Genomic DNA, 18,568 nt, shown 5'->3' on the forward strand with positions numbered 1-18,568 from the left:
AGTTTCTCATTGTTTTATACTGCTTAATACCAAAAAACCATAGATAAACACATATAAGTGTCAATTTTAAAACGCTTTCAAACTCTTAAAAATGAAACCCAATAATGTTTTTATCTGTAAAAACCACAGCCATTAAATTTTTAACCAATTGTTTTATATGTTTTTATATAAATAACGTGATTGGGTTGAATGATTGTAATTGTAAATAATATGGCACATATTATAAGAACGGTTGAGCCGGCTTTTAAAATATGAGCAATAACATAAAAAGCAGACTCTACTCATGGGTAAACAGCGGGTAGCTTTGATAAAACCATAATTAAATTGTGATTTCAGTGAGCCTGTTGAGTGTAAAAAAGATAAGAGGATGAAAAAGTGGATAATTCAGAAGAACAAAAGCACATACAGGAAAATAATAGTTTTGCGCGAATTGAGCCATATACTCATCCTGCTGGCGGGTGGGGCGCACTGCTGAGTGTTGCTCGAAACCTAAAGCGACAAGATATTTTAGGCAAAGGCTCAATTACCTTACTCAACATTAACCAGCCGACAGGTTTTGACTGTCCCGGCTGTGCATGGCCAGAAAAGAAAGATGCCCATGCCTTTAACTTTTGTGAAAATGGTGCCAAAGCAGTTGCTTTTGAAGCAACCAGTAAAACCGTTACTCCCGAATATTTTGCAGGCCATACAGTTAGTTGGCTGTCAGAACAAAGTGACTTCTTCCTAGAAGACCTAGGCCGCTTAACCGACCCAGTTCGTTATGACGCTGCAACCGATAAATATGTGCCTATTTCGTGGGACGATGCATTTAAGCTCATCGCTCAACATTTACATGCACTAGACAACCCTGACCAAGCGGCATTTTATACGTCGGGCCGTGCCAGCAATGAAGCAGCATTTTTATATCAATTGTTTGTGCGAAGCTTTGGTACAAATAACTTTCCAGACTGTTCGAACATGTGTCATGAAACCACAAGTGTCGGCTTGCTTGACTCGATTGGTTTAGGAAAGGGCACAGTCACCCTAGATGACTTCGATATAGCTGATGCAATTTTTAGTTTTGGTCATAATCCCGGAACCAACCATCCGCGTATGTTAGGTACTTTGCGTGAAGTGTCTAAACGTGGCGGCAACATTATTGCGATTAACCCAATTAAAGAACGAGGCCTAGAGCGTTTCCAAGACCCGCAAGCACCGCTTGAAATGATGACCAACGGCAGTACGCCAATTAGTCGTTATTATTTCCAGCCTAAAATTGGGGGTGACTATGCACTCATGTTAGGGATGTTAAAGCATTTAAATGAGTGGGATAAAAAAGCACTTGCCTCAGGTAAACCAAGCGTTTTTGACCGAAACTTTATTGCGGTCAATACTGTTGGTTTCGATGAAATGATTGCCGAGGTAGAAAGAACCGAGTGGGCAGATATTCATAAGCACTCAGGTCTGTCACCTGAACATTTAGAAAAACTCTCTAAACTCTTTTTAGAGTCAGAGCGCTCTATTTTCTGTTGGGGTATGGGCATTACCCAGCACCGTCACGGAACTGCTAACGTACATATGCTGGCAAATTTATTGTTGGCGCGTGGTCAAATTGGTAGACCGGGTGCAGGACTTTGTCCGGTTCGTGGGCACAGTAACGTGCAAGGCGACCGAACTATGGGTATTAATGAACTGCCTAGCCCTAAACTACTCGATAGCATTGACCGTGTGTTCGGTATTAAATCACCGAGAAAAAATGGGCATGGTGTGGTTGAAACCATTAAAGCTATGGCTGAAGGCGAGGTCAAAGTCTTTATTGGTTTGGGCGGAAACTTTGCGGTTGCGACGCCAGATACTCCATATACTCAAGAAGCGCTTAGAAAATGTGATTTAACTGTTCATGTCGCAACGAAATTAAATCGTAGCCATTTGGTGTGTGGTAAAGATGCACTTATTTTGCCATGTTTAGGCCGTACCGAAATAGATGAGCAGCTTCATGGCCCACAAGCCATTTCGGTTGAAGACTCCATGAGTAATGTTCACTTGTCGGCAGGACGTAATACGCCAATTTCTAAAAACATATTGTCTGAACCGGATATTGTGGCAAGAATGGCTGAAGCTGTTCTTCCAGACAGTCAGATTAAATGGAAATGGTATATTGAAAGTTATGACCGCATTCGTGACTCCATTGCCGATGTGTTTGATGAGTTCCATGACTTTAATTTACGTGTTTATAAACCGGGCGGTTTCCACCTCGAGCATCCTGCTAATCAGCACATCTGGAATACCAAGAGTGGTAAAGCGCAATTTCTGATTACACCACTTGAAGAAGTCTACGCGGATAAAGAAAACCAATACGCTGCTGCATATACCGAAAGTAAGGTGTATACCTTAATGACCACCCGTTCTCATGACCAATACAACACCACTTTATATGGTCTGGATGACCGTTACCGTGGGGTATTTGGTCAGCGCCGTGTGTTGTTTATGAACCAAGCCGATATTGATGAAGCAGGCTTTGAAGCAAATCAGTGGGTTGATATTGAAAGTGTTTTCTCGGATGGTGTGAAGCGCATTGTGCACAGTTTCCGTATTGTGCCGTACAACATTCCACGAGGCAGCTTGGCGGCTTACTATCCGGAAACCAATCCTTTGGTGGCATTAAGCAGTCATGACAAATATGCCAAAATTCCGGCATCAAAAAGTGTTCCTGTGATTTTACATCCCGGGAATGCACCAGAGCATTTTAACTTGGCAACAGCCGTTGACCCTGAAGATGCCAATAAGAAAGTCAGCAGCCTCTAAGTGAACCTGTTTTTTAAAATGAAATCTAAGCAAATGGCGCTCTAAACAAGCGCCATTCTTGAAATAAAGGAAATAATTTTGACACCACATGCTTATGGGGTTGAAACATTACAAGTACAGCGGTTTAACAAAACCGAATCTGAAAATGTTTTAGATCATATTGTGCAAGAGTATCCAATTGCCTTGGTATATAACGGTATTTCACATGCGGTGATGATGGCAACACCGACCGATGTCGAATTATTTGCCAAAGGTTTTAGTCTCTCGGAAGGCATTTTGACCAGTTTAAAAGAGCTATATGTCCTTGATGTGCATCAAAATGAGTTGGGCATTATGGTTGAAATGACCATTTCATCGAGAGCATTTGCTGCATTAAAAGAGCATCGTCGCATGATGGTTGGTCGTACAGGCTGTGGTTTATGTGGCATTGAAAGTTTGGAGCAGTTTCAGTTAGATGTTCCCCAAATTACAACGCATGCATCAAAAATATGGCTTGAGCAAATTCCGACTGCCATTTCCCATTTAAAAGCCCAGCAAGAAATTACCGCTTTAACAGGTGGGGCACATGCCGCAGCGTGGGTAGTTGATGGTCAAATTGTGGCGTTATTTGAAGATGTCGGCCGCCATAATGCTTTAGACAAATTAATTGGTTATATAGCGCAAGAAAACTACGACACCAGTTTAGGTTTTGTGGTGATGACCAGTCGGGCAAGTTATGAACTGATACGAAAATGTGCCCAGTTGAATATTAGCTTGCTTGCTTCAATTTCTGCACCGACCAGTATGGCCATTCAGTTAGCCAAACAATCTGGCCTGACATTGGCAAGTTTTTGTAGGGGAGACCGGTTTGTTTTATATACAGAAATTTAAAATATATCGTTCAATATGATGGGCTTAAAACGAAGCTCATCTAACATCTCTGTTGCTTTTAAGCTATGGATAGATTTTATAGATTATTATAAAACTCAAAAGGTTCAGAGACTGACCAAATGTCTTGGTTACAATCACTAAAAGAATGGGCAAAACGTCTAAAAAAACAAATTATTATGCTTTGGTTTGCCTCAAGGCATCCTCAAATGCCGTGGTTACCCAAAGTGATTGCGGTCGTGGCTGTGGCTTATGCATTTAGTCCTATCGACTTAATTCCAGATTTTATTCCTATTTTAGGCTTTATTGATGATGCTATCATTTTACCGATACTCATTTGGCTAGCGCTTCGTTTTACGCCTCAACAAGTCATTTTAGATGCAGAACAACAAGCCAAAGAATGGTTAGATGAACATGAGAAAGGGCCACGAAATTATTTGGTTGCTGTACTGATTATTTTAATTTGGCTCACTCTTGCCGTGATGGCTTACTTTTATTTTGGTGGTGGTTTGTAGTTGAACCGAGTCTTAAAACCTGTGCGAATTTAATACCCTTAACATTGTGCTTTGCTACAACTCAAAGGATAATAACGTTTTTATAAACTATGGGTTGCAGACCATGAAAATCGTCGCAGATGAAAATTTGGCGTTTACCGATTACTTTTTTTCAGAATTTGGCGATATTCAACACAAAGCAGGGCGCACTTTAACGCATACAGACGTACAAGATGTTGAAGCTTTATTGGTTCGTTCAGTCACCGCAGTAAATGAAAGTTTAATTCAAAATACCGCCCTAAAATATGTGGGCAGTGCCACAATCGGGACCGATCATTTAGATATTCAAGCCCTAGAAAAACATAATATTACATGGGCCAATGCCGCAGGTTGTAATGCACAGGCAGTTGCTGAATATGTGATTACCGCTTTACTTCATTTAGATGGTAGCCTTTTAGAACAACAAGAAAAATTTACGCTAGGCATTGTGGGGCTTGGAAACGTGGGGAAACGTTTAGCTTATATGGCTCGGTTGCTTGGCTGGAACGTAATTGGCTTTGACCCATATGTACAGTTAGATTCAATTGAAAATGTGAACTTTAAAGCCCTATTACAACAAGCCAATGCTATTTCAATTCATGTGCCGCTTACCAAAAACGGTGAACATGCGACATATCATCTATTCAACGAAGAAACTTTTGCAGCGCTTCAACCAGATACAATTTTAATTAATAGCGCTCGTGGTCCGGTTGTGAAAGAAACTGCTTTAATCGAAGACATTCAACGTACCAAACGTAAAGTTGTACTTGATGTATTTGAACATGAGCCAGTGATATCAGATGAGCTTTTAAATATGTTGGCTTTGGCGACACCACATATTGCAGGTTATAGCTTGGAAGGAAAAGCTCGTGGTACACAAATGATTTATGAAGCGTTTTGCCAAAAATTTGGCTACGACATTAATAAGCGTTTCGAAACGCAGTTGCCTGCATGCGAAGATTATTTTTCAGGACATGACTTAAAAGCAGTGTTAAAGCAAAAAATATCTCATATTTATGATATTGCTCAAGATGATGCCAATATTCGTGCCTGTGTTAAAGACGGCAAAGTAGAGCAAAAAGCATTTGATTTATTACGTAAGAATTATCCGCTGCGTCGTGAATGGGCAGCACACGGGGGTCCGCAAGCATGAGTTTAAGTTATCAACCTACGTGTTCAATTGATGCTTTAAAGGCTCGTGCCAAGCTTTATACCCAAATCCGTCAGTTCTTTGCAGAACGTGGGGTCATGGAAGTTGAAACACCCGTAGTTTCACAAGCAGGCGTTACCGATGTACATTTAGCCTCGGTTCAGACTTTACGTCATATCAATGGTAAATTGCAGACTCAGTATTTACAGACTTCTCCGGAGTTTGCCATGAAACGTTTGCTAGCAAGTGGTAGCGGACCGATTTATCAAATATGCAAGGTTTTTCGTGACGATGAACACGGGCGTAAACACAACAGTGAATTTACCATGCTCGAATGGTATCGTCCGGGTTTAGACTTAAAAGCATTAATGCATGAAACAGCCGATTTATTGCAAACCTGTTTACAGCATCGTTTTGGCGAAGTTCGTCCATTTATTTTAAGTTATAAGCATGCCTTTCAGGACCGTTTAGATATTAACCCGTTACAAGCAACTTTAAAGCAACTCAAAGATACTGCAAATCGTGTTGGTTTAAATCTTGATTTAGGTGATGACCGCTTAGCTTATATGGACTTGTTGTTTTCTCATTTTGTTGAGCCAAGTTTAGGTTTTGATGCACCTGTCTTTTTAACTGACTTTCCGCCAGAAATGGCGTCTTTGGCAAAAGTGAAAGTAGATGAAGATGGGGAAGAGGTCGCAGCGCGTTTTGAGGTTTATATCGAAGGTCTGGAACTTGCCAATGCTTACGATGAATTGCTTGATGCAGACGTGTTACGTTCACGCTTTGAAGCAGACAATGCAGAACGGGCTAAGCAAGGGCTTCATGTTGTGCCATTAGATGAGTATTTGTTAGCAGCTTTGCCTCATATGCCAGAATGTTCAGGAATTGCTTTAGGCATAGACCGATTACTCATGGTTGCAACCGAACAACTTAAAATTGAAAAAGTCATCGCATTTCCAGCCGAAATTGCCTGAGTGCGAGCAAATAAAAAAGCCACATATTGTGGCTTTTTTATTTGGAGCTTATTTAAATTAAGCTTGTTGAATACCTGCAACCACCCAGTCTTGCTGAGAGCCAACAGGTTTTACAAAGTGCCAGATTTCTGTAAATGGCTGTGGCAAGCTATTTAAATCTTCACTTACTGTACCTGTGAAGCGTACGCTCACAATGTATTGACCATTTTCAGTCGCACTGTCTACAACCATTGCATTTAAGTTACTAAACTCAGCAACGTCCTGATCTTGATTCTCCATGATGTCGTTATACATAGAGTTATAAAGTTCAGGTGTTAAGTAGCGACGAATTTCTTCGATGTTACTTGCACTGTTGATTGACTGAATGTGGTTAAAACGCTGACGGGCAACACGTAAGAAAGAAGCAGGTTCACTACCATCTGGTAACTGGTTGCCATTACTTGTTGTTGCACCACCAAACGGTGCTTGAGTTGCTGTACCACCACCAACAGACTGACCAAAAATATTGGTATTGTCGTTTGAGTTAGTTGGTGCAGCTGAACGGCCAAATGTGTTTTGACCGTTGCTGTTTGGAGCGTAAGGATTATTTGCTGCTAATTTTTTTTTCCCGCCCAATTTGCGGAATACAAAAAAGGCAACAGCAGCAGCAAGTAATACCCATAACCAGCCTGGGATACCACCTTTCTTCTCTTGTTGCTGTTGAGCTTGAACCGCTTGTTGCTCGTTATCTGGCTGGGTTACACGTTGTTCAGTTGATGTTGGTTTGTCATCAGCTAAAGCATGTGCTGCAACAGCACCTACGGCAGCACCAGCTACACCAGCTGCAACCATTGAACCAACACCCGGACCAGATCTTTGAGGTGCTGTAGCAGGTTGTTGAACTGGAGTCACTTGACGAGGTTGTTGATATGACTGGCTTGAAGTGGTAGAGCGTGCCATGCCGTGGCTTTTACCACCACCTGCACGTTTTGCTTCAGCAAGAGGAGAAATTGCCAAAGCAGCCATTAAAATACCGGTTATCAAGCCGCGCTGGTGTACTTCCATAGGAAATTCCTGTTTAAAATTAATTTGTAATTGTATTTATGCAGTCATTTACACTAAATTTCAACTATAAAAATATGTTTTTTTATGTCAATTCATCGCTGAGCTGCATCGCTTCGGTAAGGGCTTCATGTAAGCGCGCCACAGCAATTACTTGTACTCCCGGAATCGCTTTTTGTGGTGCGTTGCCTCTAGGTAAAATGACATATTTAAAGCCATGTTTTGCTGCTTCTTTTAAGCGTTCTTGTCCATTCGGTACAGGTCGGATTTCACCTGAAAGACCAACTTCACCAAAAACTGCAAGTTGCTGAGGCAATGCCTTGGTACGTAAACTTGATGCACACGCCAGTAAAACAGCCAAGTCAGAACCTGTTTCAGTAATTTTTAAACCACCGACAATGTTGACATAAACGTCTTGCCCTGTAGTTTGTACACCACCATGACGGTGCATTACAGCAAGCAACATGTTTAAACGGTTTTGTTCAAGACCAAGAGCGACACGTCTAGGTTGTCCTTGAGCATCATCAACTAAAGCTTGAACTTCAACTAAGAGTGGGCGAGTTCCTTCACGGCTAATCATGACAATTGAACCGGGAATGGCTTCGTCATAACGACTTAAGAAAATAGCAGAAGGGTTAGCCACTTCACGTAAGCCCTTATCGGTCATGCCAAATACACCAAGTTCATTGACTGCACCAAAACGGTTTTTCACCGCACGAATCATACGATAGCGTGAGTCTGATTGGCCTTCAAAATAAAGCACACAGTCCACCATATGTTCTAAAACACGTGGGCCTGCCAGTGCACCTTCTTTGGTCACGTGACCAACAATAAATAATGCCGTGCCACTATTTTTTGCATAGCGGGTTAATAACGCAGCAGATTCACGAATTTGTGAAACCCCACCAGGTGCAGATTGAAGCGTTTCTGTGTAAAGCGTTTGAATCGAGTCCAAAATTGCTACTACAGGACGTTCTTGCTCTAAAACTTCACAAATGCGTTCGACACAGGTTTCAGACATGACTTTTAACTGGTCTGTAGGCAAGTCAAGGCGCTGTGCACGCAAGGCCACCTGAGACAATGATTCTTCACCCGTAATATAAAGTGCAGAACTTTTTGCACTTGCCATGTGGGTTGCTGTTTGTAAAAGAATGGTCGATTTACCAATACCCGGGTCACCACCAATCAGGACTACTGAGCCTGTGACCAAGCCACCACCAAGTACGCGGTCAAACTCGCTAATACCTGTAGGTAAGCGGGTTTCATGAGAAACTGAGACTTTATTTAGTGTTGTTATATTGGCAACTTGGCCTGCGTAGCCCCCAATTTTAGGACGAGCGCGATGGGCTGTAGTAGGTTCGAGTTTAACTTCAGTCAGAGAATTCCATTCACCACACTCTGAACATTGACCAGCCCATTTAGGATGATCCGCACCACATTGTTCGCAACGGTAAACAGTTTTGACTTTGTTCATATTCGACTTCGGTTTGTTAACTTCATAATCAGTAAAAACAGAGTATAGCAAAACGACACCCTGAACGTAGGCAGAACCCGATCATTTTTCAAAGGTCTATTTTTCACGCGTTGTCCAAAAATATTGGAATGTATTTTGCTTTAGCTAAGGTGGGAAATTTTTAGGATATTTACCTATGTCTAATCTTCAGCATCATGATCATGCTGGCGACTTACAGCGAAAGCTGACCAATCGCCATTTACAATTGATCGCTATTGGAGGGGCCATTGGAACAGGCCTGTTTATGGGGTCGGGCAAAACTATTTCATTGGCGGGGCCATCAATTTTATTTATCTATTTAATTATTGGCACCATGATTTTCTTTCTTATGCGTGCTTTGGGAGAGGTTTTACTTTCAAACCTAAATTATAAGTCGTTTGTCGATATGGCTTATGACCTGATTGGGCCTTGGGCTGGTTTTTATGTCGGGTGGACCTACTGGGTAAGTTGGGTGCTCGTAGGTATGGCAGATTTAACTGCGGTGACGAGCTATCTGAGCTTTTGGCTCCCCAATGGAGTTAGTTTTAGCCCAATAGAACAGGCAATGATTAGTGCAGGCTGTGTTCTCTTTCTATTGATTTTAAATTTATTGACGGTTCGTTTATTTGGCGAAGTCGAATTTTGGTTTGCGATTATTAAAATTGTTGCCATTATTGCTTTAGTTCTTGCCGGCATCTATATGGTAGTGACCAAGTTCCAATCACCATCTGGCTCTGTTGCGGCTATTTCTAATATTTGGAATCATGGCGGTATGTTTCCTCATGGGGTAAATGGTTTCCTTGCCGGCTTCCAGATTGCGATCTTTGCTTTTATTGGTGTAGAACTGGTCGGAACCACAGCTGCTGAAACTAAAGACCCTCATAAACATTTGCCTAAAGCAATTAACGCAATTCCGATTCGCGTCATTTTATTCTATGTATTGGCATTAATGGTGGTGATGTCTGTAACGCCTTGGGATCAGGTAAAAGCAGACCGTAGTCCATTCGTTGAACTATTCTTAATGGCAGGTATTCCAACAGCTGCAATTATTATGAACCTAGTGGTGTTGTCATCGGTCATGTCATCGATGAATAGTGGTATTTTTTCAACTAGCCGAATGATGTATGGCTTATCGCGTGATGGTCAGGCACCTGAAACATTAGGTCAGTTGACTAAAAGTGCAGTTCCAGCAAATGGTTTAATTTTTTCCTGTGCCTGTATTATGGGTGGTGCTTTATTACAATATTTTGTGCCCAATACGATTGAAGCATTTACCTTGGCAACAACGTTATGCACCATTTTATTTTTAACGGTATGGATTTTGATTTTGGTGTGTTATATCCGCTACCGTAAGTTATCTCCTGAACTGCATGAAAAATCGAACTTTAAAATGCCGGGTGGGGTAGCGATGAGTTATGTCGTTATTGTTTTCTTCTTATTTACGATTGCGATTTTAAGCCTTGAAGCAGACACAGCTAAGTCGCTTATGGTCAGTCCAATTTGGTTCCTCGTTCTTGCAATTGGTTACTTTGGTTTTTATAAGTCAAAAATAAAACGTAATTTTGCCCAAGAATAAATAACTTAGAAGCAAAATATAAAAAGGCAATCGATCTGATTGCCTTTTTTAATTGAAAAATCAAAGTGGTTCAAGTCTTAATTTTAGACTGGAAGGTGCGTTGTATTGCTATGTTCTTGTGCGTATTATCGGATTTAATTGTATGTATCTTGAAATTATCAGCCATACAGACAAAAATTGGTTAGCTGAAAAGTTGTCAAAAAATATACATTTAAAAGATACCTGCAAATGGTGCGATATCGTCTTTTTGATTTGAATTTAGCTAACGGACTAAAAAAATTACTGGAGTGTATTCATAAAATGTCGAATCAAAATCTGAGTGATCCTCATGAACAAGGTGAGCTCCATCGTAGTCTTTCCAATCGGCATTTACAGCTGATTGCAATTGGTGGTGCCATTGGTACTGGTTTATTCATGGGGTCAGGTAAAACAATTAGTCTTGCCGGCCCATCTATCTTATTCATTTATTTGATTATTGGTGTAATGGTGTTTTTTGTCATGCGTGCGCTTGGCGAATTACTCCTGTCAAATTTAACCTATAAATCATTTATTGATTTCACCACAGATTTAATTGGCCCATGGGCAGGTTATTTTGTGGGATGGACCTATTGGTTGTGCTGGATCACGATTGGTATCGCCGATCTGTCTGCAATTATCTATTACTTACAATTTTTCAATAACGGCCAGCCTTTCTCACCAGTTGAAGGGGCAATGATTAGTGTGGCTGCTATTGTATTTATTATGGGTTTGAACCTGTTAACTGTACGCCTATTTGGTGAATTAGAGTTCTGGTTTGCACTTATTAAGATTCTTGCGATTATTATTTTAATTGCAGTGGGTCTATGGATGATCTTTACTGGCTTTACTTCTAGTACGGGCGAGGTGGCTTCATTTACTCATTTATGGGCAAATGGCGGTTTCTTCCCAACAGGGGTGCATGGCTTCTTGGCTGGCTTCCAGATCGCGATCTTTGCTTTCGTGGGTGTAGAACTTGTTGGAACAACAGCTGCTGAAACCAAAGATCCTGAGCGCAACTTACCTAAAGCGATTAACTCAATTCCAGTTCGTATCATTATTTTCTACGTCTTGGCATTGCTTATTGTGATGTCGGTAACTCCGTGGAATAGAATTGATCCGGCGATCAGCCCATTTGTAAACTTGTTTAGCCAAGCTGGTATTGCGGCAGCAGCGATCTTGATGAACTTAGTAGTATTGTCATCAGTTATGTCTTCGATGAACAGCGGTGTATTCTCAACAAGCCGTATGTTGTTTGGTTTATCTCGTGAAGATCAAGGTCCAAAAGCTTTTGGTAAATTGAACAGACGTGCAGTACCTGCAAATGCATTGTATTTTTCTGCTGCATGTTTATTGTTAGGTGCGGCATTACAGTATTTTGTACCAAATACAGTTGAAGCATTCACTCTTGCAACAACGCTTTCAACTATTTTGTTCATTTGCGTGTGGTTACTAATTATCTGGAGTTATATCCGTTACTACACGACACGCCCTGAACTGCATGCCAAATCAACATTTAAATTGCCGGGCGGCCTATTTACCTGTTGGATCACGATTATTTTCTTTGTTGGCATGATTTATGTGCTGTCTTTAGAGCCAGATACTTTTAAAGCACTGAAAGTCAGCCCAATCTGGTTTATTATCCTGATCATTGGTTATTTCTTCTTCTATAAACCACGTCATAAAAAGTAATGAAATTGATTTACTTATGACTAAACGCCAGCTGAAAAGCTGGCGTTTTTTATGCATATTGTTTTTCTATTCAAGTTTACTCTTTAGCCGCTTGCATGATCACGGTATACTGCATCGAATTGTTTAAATCAGGTGCTCAGATGCTTCGTGTCATTTGCCTCATCAGTTTATTGAGCAGCAGTATTTTGCTTACAGCTTGCGGTCAGTCAGGAGCATTACAGCTACCTTCTGATCCAAATTATGACCACCGTGCAAAATACTTGCTCTATCGTAATAAAGAATCAAAACAAGTTGTGCAAAAAGATGAAAAGGCTGAACAGCCAGTCGAGTCATCATCAGCTCCAACCCAAACAACTTCACCTTAAGCTTTGAAATAAGGACACATTCATGAGTTTCACCCGCATTAATGGAGTATTGCATGCAGAGCAATGTTCTCTAGAGCAGCTTGCGCAGCAATTTGGCACACCGTTATATGTTTATTCAAAAACAGCTTTTGAAAAACATTATTTAGATATGGACCGTGCCTTTGACTTTATTGATCATCAAATCTGTTTTGCGGTGAAGTCTAACTCAAACTTGGCTGTTCTTAGTGTCTTGGCAAAACTTGGTGCGGGTTTTGATATTGTCTCTGGTGGTGAGCTGGCTCGTGTTTTAAAAGCCGGTGGGAATGCTTCTAAAATCGTATTTTCAGGTTTAGGTAAAACTGAAGTCGATATTGAAACCTCACTCAATGTAGGTATTGCTTGTTTTAATGTTGAGTCTTATGCAGAGCTAGACCGCATTCAAAAAGTAGCTGCTCGCTTAGGTAAAAAAGCGCCTATTTCTTTGCGTGTAAATCCTGATGTCGATGCAAAAACACATCCTTATATTTCAACTGGTTTAAAAGAAAATAAATTTGGTATTCCAAGTGATGCTGTTTATGAAACTTATCAATACGCAGCTTCTTTACCTAACCTTGAAATTGTAGGTATTGACTGTCACATTGGTTCACAGCTCACTGAAACTAAACCATTTGTTGATGCTTTAGACCGTGTCATTGTGATGATTGATGAGTTGAAGAAACTAGGCATCAATCTTAAACATATCGATATCGGTGGTGGTTTAGGGGTTTGTTATAAAGATGAGACACCGCCAAGTGTTGAAGAATATGCAAACTCTATGAAACCTGCTTTAGAAAAGTTAGGTCTTAAGGTTTATATGGAGCCGGGCCGTAGCATCAGTGCAAATGCGGGCGTACTTTTAACTAAAGTTGATTTGCTTAAACCAACTACACATCGTAACTTCGCTATTATTGATGCAGCAATGAATGATTTAATCCGTCCTGCTTTATATGAAGCTTGGATGGATATTCAGCCTGTTGTACCACGTACCGATACTGAAGAAAAAGTATGGGACCTCGTTGGTGCAATTTGTGAAACAGGTGACTTTATTGGTAAAGACCGCTCACTTGCATTACAAGAAAATGACTTGTTGGCTGTACTCGGTGCAGGGGCTTATGGTTTTGTGATGAGTTCAAATTACAACACGCGTGGCCGTGCTGCAGAAGTCATGGTATCAGGTGAAAACAGCTATTTAATTCGTGAACGTGAAACGGTTGAGTCGCTTTGGGAAAAAGAACGTTTATTGCCTGAGGAGTAAATGAGATGTTATTAGAATTTACCAAAATGCATGGTTTGGGCAATGATTTCATGGTGGTTGACCTAATTAGCCAAAGAGCTTATTTAGATACAGCAACCATTCAACGTTTGGCAGATCGACACTTTGGTGTTGGCTTTGACCAGCTTTTAATTGTTGAACCACCAGATGTACCAGAAGCTGACTTTAAATACCGTATTTTCAACGCAGATGGTTCTGAGGTTGAACAATGTGGTAATGGCGTACGTTGCTTCGCTCGTTTTGTACATGAACGTCATTTAACCAATAAAACCAACATTACGGTACAAACCAAAGCAGGTATTGTTAAGCCTGAGCTTGGGCAAAATGGTTGGGTACGCGTAAATATGGGCTACCCAAAGTTTCTACCAAATGAAATTCCATTTGTTGCGGAAGAGCCAGAAGCCTTATATACGCTTGAGTTGGCAAATGACCAAAACATTAGTATTGACGTAGTCAACATGGGGAATCCTCATGCAGTCACTATTGTTCCAGACGTACTCACTGCTGATGTAGCAGGTATTGGTCCACAAGTTGAATCACATAAACGTTTCCCTGAGCGTGTTAATGCCGGCTTTATGCAAGTAATTGATGAAAAACATGTTCGCTTACGTGTATTTGAACGTGGTGTTGGTGAAACTTTAGCTTGTGGTACAGGGGCATGTGCTGCTGCGGTAAGTGGTATGCGCCGTGGTTTGCTTGCGAACTCAGTTGAAGTTGAACTTGCTGGTGGTAAGTTGCAAATTGAATGGCAAGAAGGTGATGTGGTGTGGATGACTGGTCCAACAACCCATGTATATGATGGGCGTTTGGATTTACGTTATTTTCAAGGTTAATCGCGTAGCCTAAATAGAAGCCTCTTTTCATCAGTTAAAGTGATAAAAGAGGCTTTCTTTTATATGTACAATAATTTTTTAATTTTATTATCTTTTACTTAAAGCTAATTTCAATGCGAACAGAACAAAAATACTGCCTGTAATTCGGTCCATATATTTCACAAATTTAGGTTGTTTTAAATAACGTGAAAGTGGTTGCATAGCCATAATTAATAGACTTGACCATAATACGCCAATCACGACATGAATCATTACAAGTCCCATCACCCAAGTGATAGCAGATGCTTGGGCTGGAATGAATTGTGGAAGAAATGAAATATAAAAAATACCAACTTTGGGATTGAGTAAATTGCCAAAGAAACCTTTAACAAACCAATTCTCTGATGTAGAGCGATTTGGATTATTTTCTTGTATGTCTGCAAGTTGGCTACGTGGTTTTAAAATCATATTTAAACCCAGCCATGCTAAATAAGCTGCACCCATCCATTTCAATAGATTAAAAGCTAAGTCAGATGCCATGAGCAGGGCACCTAAACCGCAGGCCACGATAACTCCCCAAGCAATACAGCCAAGACTAATTCCAAGAGCTGCTTGAAATGCTTTAGATTTACCTTCAAGTGTGGCAGTGCGAATAATTAAGGTTGTATCTAAGCCAGGAGTAAGCGTAAGTAACGTAATGGCAATTAAATAAGGAATGAGTATGGTGGTCATGGCAGCAAGGTCCAATGAATACTTGGTATAAATTGTAATATATAAGTTAGATTCATTATGCTGTGCGATATGAAATTTTCATGATCAAATAGTTTTTGGTACACTCAAAAAAATGGGCAAATAATGGAGAGCAATTTGGATTTTGCATTACAACTGCTCTCAATGTGGTTAAAAGAAAGAAAAATTCAGAACCAGTCTGAGCATACAATCACGGCTTATGAGCGAGATGTGAAAAGCTTTCTTGAATTCTGTGACTTAAAAAAAATTGATTTAAAAAATGTTGAAGCTTCAGATTTACGTGAATATCTGGCTCAGCGTGTTGAGCAAGACCAGTTAAGCGCAAGTAGCATGCAGCGTCATCTCACTTCTATACGCCAGTTTATGAAGTGGGCTGAACAGGGCAAATACCTAGAAATTAATCCTACTGACGATTTTAAATTGAAACGTCAGCCTAGACCTTTACCGGGCATGATTGATATAGAAACGGTTAATCAAATTTTAGATCAACCTATGCCGGAAAAACCAATTGATCAGCAATTATGGTTGCGAGATAAAGCCATGTTGGAACTACTTTACTCAAGTGGTTTACGACTCGCTGAACTACAAGGCCTCACAATTAAAGATATCGATTTTAATCGTCATCTTGTTCGTATTACGGGTAAAGGAAATAAAACCCGTATTGTCCCATTTGGGAAAAAGGCAAAAGAAAGTCTATTGAACTGGCTTAAAGTTTATAAAATCTGGAAAGGGCAGTTTGACCAAAATGCTTTTGTATTTATTTCACAGCGTGGTGGTGTGCTCACTCCACGGCAAATCGAGAAACGTGTAAAACTTCAGGCACAACGAGCAGGTGTAAATGTCGACTTACATCCGCATTTACTTCGACATTGTTTTGCTAGCCATATGTTATCAAGTAGTGGTGATTTGCGTTCAGTCCAGGAAATGTTAGGCCATAGCAACTTATCGACTACCCAAATTTATACGCATATCGATTTTGATCATTTGGCTCAAGTGTACGATCAGGCCCATCCGCGAGCGACCAAGCATTAAGTCATTTAAGATAAATTATCCATCAATAAGCAACTTTGATTGCATTGAATAAGATGAATGTAGAGATCATTTGTACTTTTTTACAAATTTGTTTAAAAGAAATATGTGAAATTACCCAATTGACCATTTTGAACTTTGCACATTTTGTCGGCATATATGGCCTAAAAACGATAAAATTTGATTCATTTATAAGGCGTTTATGTTTCTGACTAATAAGGTAAATAAGATAAAAAGATAATAAAAATCAATGTATAAAATAGACTTTAAAAAGAATAAAATAAGTACGAGTCAGGTGTGAATTTTTTTTTATGAACTGATGATTTCATTTTTTTTGTACTGTTCCAGAAAATTGTGACTTGACCGAAATGCCAAACACATTGCAAGATAGGGTACCTAAAAAATTTGAATTGAAGAGTTAATATACTTTTCTCAACATTTACTTTTGCTAGAACAGCCGAGGATTACATGAAGGCTCTTGTTGCTGTAAAACGTGTGGTTGATGCCAACGTTAAAGTTCGTGTTAAGCCGGACAATAGTGGGGTTGACCTTACCAACGTTAAAATGTCAATTAACCCATTTTGTGAAATCGCAGTGGAAGAAGCGGTTCGCTTAAAAGAAAAAGGAACAGTATCAGAAATCGTTGTTGTTTCTATTGGTCCTAAAGAAGCTCAAGAACAAATCCGTTCTGCAATGGCTTTGGGTGCAGACCGCGGTATTTTAGTTGAAACTACTGACGAAATTGGCGCTCTAGAAGTTGCTAAAATCTTAAAAGGTGTTGTTGATGCTGAGAAACCAGAACTTATCCTTCTTGGTAAGCAAGCAATTGATGATGACTCTAACCAAGTAGGTCAAATGCTTGGCGCATTATTAGGTGCTGGTCAAGGTACGTTTGCTTCTGAAGTGAAAGTGGATGGCGGTAAAGTACAAGTGACTCGTGAAATCGACGGTGGTTTACAAACTGTTGAACTTGCGCTTCCTGCAATTATTACAACTGACTTGCGTTTAAACGAGCCACGTTATGCTGCATTGCCTAACATTATGAAAGCTCGTAAAAAACCGCTTGATACTAAATCTCCTGCTGATTACGGTGTTACAGCTGGTACTAAGCTTAAAACTGTTAAAGTTGAAGCTCCAGCAGAACGTAAAGCTGGCGTACAAGTGAAATCTGTAGATGAGCTTGTTGAAAAATTGAAAAATGAAGCGAAAGTGATCTAATACGGAAGGATAAAATCATGAGTATTTTAGTTATCGCTGATCACAACAACCAGACACTTAACGGTGCTACTTTAAACGTTGTTGCTGCAGCTCAAAAAATCGGTGGTGATATTACTGTATTAGTTGCTGGTTCAGGCGCTCAAGCAGTTGCTGACGCTGCTGCTAAAGTTGCTGGTGTAAGCAAAGTATTATTTGCTGACAACGCTGCTTATGCAAACCAATTAGCTGAAAACGTAGCTGGCTTAGTTGCTGACTTGGCTAAAGGTTACAAATACGTTTTAGCTGCTTCTACAACGACTGGTAAGAACATTCTTCCACGTGTTGCTGCGCTTCTTGATGTAAGCATGATCACAGACATTATTTCTGTTGAATCTGCGAACACATTCAAGCGTCCAATCTACGCTGGTAACGCGATTGCAACTGTTCAATCTGACGAAGCAATCATTGTTGGTACTGTTCGTGGTACAGCATTTGATCCAGTTGCTGCGGAAGGTGGTTCGGCTGCGATTGAGACTGTTGGCGAAGTAAAAGACGCTGGCATTTCTAAATTCGTATCTGAAGAAATCGTTAAACTTGATCGTCCAGAATTAACCGCTGCTCGTATTGTTGTATCTGGTGGTCGTGGTGTAGGTTCTGGTGAGAACTACCACAAAGTACTTGATCCATTAGCTGACAAGCTTGGTGCAGCACAAGGTGCTTCACGTGCAGCAGTTGATGCAGGCTTCGTACCTAACGATTTCCAAGTTGGTCAAACTGGTAAAATCGTTGCACCTGAGCTTTACATTGCTGTAGGTATTTCTGGTGCGATTCAGCACTTGGCTGGTATGAAAGATTCTAAAGTTATTGTTGCAATCAACAAAGACGAAGAAGCGCCAATCAACAGCGTTGCTGACTACTGGTTAGTTGGTGATTTAAATGCTGTAGTACCAGAGTTGGTAAGCAAGTTGTAATTTACAGCTTAATACTTATTCGAAAAACG

General features: G+C 40.4%; 16 protein-coding genes. 13 read left to right on the plus strand and 3 right to left on the minus strand.

What is annotated here, in order from left to right:
• Nucleotides 1–375: 375 nt before the first annotated feature.
• The 5 genes from J576_RS00360 (at nucleotide 376) to epmA (ending at nucleotide 6,308) form a co-directional block, all read left to right on the plus strand.
• Complete coding sequence (locus tag J576_RS00360) at nucleotides 376–2,784, plus strand: FdhF/YdeP family oxidoreductase (RefSeq protein ID WP_002048492.1); 2,409 nt, start codon at nucleotides 376–378, stop codon at nucleotides 2,782–2,784.
• Nucleotides 2,785–2,862: 78 nt separating this feature from the next.
• The gene (fdhD, locus tag J576_RS00365) at nucleotides 2,863–3,654 is read left to right on the plus strand and encodes a formate dehydrogenase accessory sulfurtransferase FdhD (protein WP_002048604.1); all 792 of its coding nucleotides are present in this window, start codon (nucleotides 2,863–2,865) and stop codon (nucleotides 3,652–3,654) included.
• Between the two features lie 119 nt (nucleotides 3,655–3,773).
• The gene (locus J576_RS00370; RefSeq protein WP_002048592.1) at nucleotides 3,774–4,166 is read left to right on the plus strand and encodes a YkvA family protein; all 393 of its coding nucleotides are present in this window, start codon (nucleotides 3,774–3,776) and stop codon (nucleotides 4,164–4,166) included.
• A gap of 103 nt (nucleotides 4,167–4,269) precedes the next feature.
• Nucleotides 4,270–5,337, plus strand: coding sequence for a 4-phosphoerythronate dehydrogenase (locus J576_RS00375; protein ID WP_002048606.1), 1,068 nt, complete (start codon nucleotides 4,270–4,272; stop codon nucleotides 5,335–5,337).
• Nucleotides 5,334–6,308: an EF-P lysine aminoacylase EpmA gene (gene epmA, locus J576_RS00380; protein ID WP_002048522.1), complete on the plus strand. Its 975-nt coding sequence runs from the start codon at nucleotides 5,334–5,336 to the stop codon at nucleotides 6,306–6,308. Before J576_RS00375 ends, epmA begins: the two co-directional genes overlap by 4 nt.
• A gap of 57 nt (nucleotides 6,309–6,365) precedes the next feature.
• Here the strand turns inward: epmA and J576_RS00385 are convergent, their stop codons facing one another.
• Together J576_RS00385 and radA are read right to left on the minus strand one after the other, a co-directional pair.
• Nucleotides 6,366–7,352: a Tim44 domain-containing protein gene (locus J576_RS00385; RefSeq protein ID WP_002048497.1), complete on the minus strand. Its 987-nt coding sequence runs from the start codon at nucleotides 7,350–7,352 to the stop codon at nucleotides 6,366–6,368.
• 82 nt (nucleotides 7,353–7,434) lie between these two features.
• The gene (gene radA, locus J576_RS00390) at nucleotides 7,435–8,823 is read right to left on the minus strand and encodes a DNA repair protein RadA (protein WP_033855446.1); all 1,389 of its coding nucleotides are present in this window, start codon (nucleotides 8,821–8,823) and stop codon (nucleotides 7,435–7,437) included.
• A gap of 175 nt (nucleotides 8,824–8,998) precedes the next feature.
• On the opposite strand from radA, the gene J576_RS00395 reads away from it, so the two are divergent.
• The 5 genes from J576_RS00395 (at nucleotide 8,999) to dapF (ending at nucleotide 14,613) form a co-directional block, all read left to right on the plus strand.
• Nucleotides 8,999–10,417, plus strand: coding sequence for an amino acid permease (locus tag J576_RS00395; RefSeq protein ID WP_002048578.1), 1,419 nt, complete (start codon nucleotides 8,999–9,001; stop codon nucleotides 10,415–10,417).
• A gap of 300 nt (nucleotides 10,418–10,717) precedes the next feature.
• Nucleotides 10,718–12,124 (plus strand): amino acid permease, encoded by a 1,407-nt coding sequence (locus J576_RS00400; RefSeq protein WP_031951058.1) that lies wholly within the window; start codon nucleotides 10,718–10,720, stop codon nucleotides 12,122–12,124.
• A gap of 140 nt (nucleotides 12,125–12,264) precedes the next feature.
• Entirely contained in the window at nucleotides 12,265–12,489 is a 225-nt protein-coding gene (gene lptM / locus J576_RS00405) for an LPS translocon maturation chaperone LptM (protein WP_002048546.1), read from the plus strand.
• Between the two features lie 22 nt (nucleotides 12,490–12,511).
• A complete protein-coding gene (lysA, locus tag J576_RS00410) occupies nucleotides 12,512–13,762 on the plus strand; it encodes a diaminopimelate decarboxylase (RefSeq protein WP_002048559.1) in 1,251 nt (416 codons plus the stop codon).
• Between the two features lie 5 nt (nucleotides 13,763–13,767).
• On the plus strand, nucleotides 13,768–14,613 hold the full coding sequence (gene dapF / locus J576_RS00415) for a diaminopimelate epimerase (protein ID WP_002048521.1): 846 nt from the start codon (nucleotides 13,768–13,770) through the stop codon (nucleotides 14,611–14,613).
• Nucleotides 14,614–14,700: 87 nt separating this feature from the next.
• Here the strand turns inward: dapF and J576_RS00420 are convergent, their stop codons facing one another.
• Nucleotides 14,701–15,324 (minus strand): LysE family translocator, encoded by a 624-nt coding sequence (locus tag J576_RS00420; protein WP_002048581.1) that lies wholly within the window; start codon nucleotides 15,322–15,324, stop codon nucleotides 14,701–14,703.
• Between the two features lie 162 nt (nucleotides 15,325–15,486).
• Between J576_RS00420 and xerA the strand changes: the two genes are divergently transcribed.
• The 3 genes from xerA to J576_RS00435 all read left to right on the plus strand — a co-directional run bounded on the left by xerA (nucleotide 15,487) and on the right by J576_RS00435 (nucleotide 18,539).
• Nucleotides 15,487–16,374, plus strand: a complete 888-nt coding sequence (gene xerA, locus J576_RS00425) for a site-specific tyrosine recombinase/integron integrase (RefSeq protein ID WP_081400872.1) — start codon at nucleotides 15,487–15,489, stop codon at nucleotides 16,372–16,374.
• Between the two features lie 465 nt (nucleotides 16,375–16,839).
• Nucleotides 16,840–17,589, plus strand: a complete 750-nt coding sequence (locus tag J576_RS00430; RefSeq protein ID WP_000646180.1) for an electron transfer flavoprotein subunit beta/FixA family protein — start codon at nucleotides 16,840–16,842, stop codon at nucleotides 17,587–17,589.
• Nucleotides 17,590–17,606: 17 nt separating this feature from the next.
• Complete coding sequence (locus J576_RS00435; protein WP_002048542.1) at nucleotides 17,607–18,539, plus strand: electron transfer flavoprotein subunit alpha/FixB family protein; 933 nt, start codon at nucleotides 17,607–17,609, stop codon at nucleotides 18,537–18,539.
• Nucleotides 18,540–18,568 lie beyond the last annotated feature (29 nt).

Origin of the sequence: Acinetobacter sp. 766875 (assembly GCF_000582055.1) — a bacterium.
GTDB classification, from domain to species: domain Bacteria; phylum Pseudomonadota; class Gammaproteobacteria; order Pseudomonadales; family Moraxellaceae; genus Acinetobacter; species Acinetobacter nosocomialis.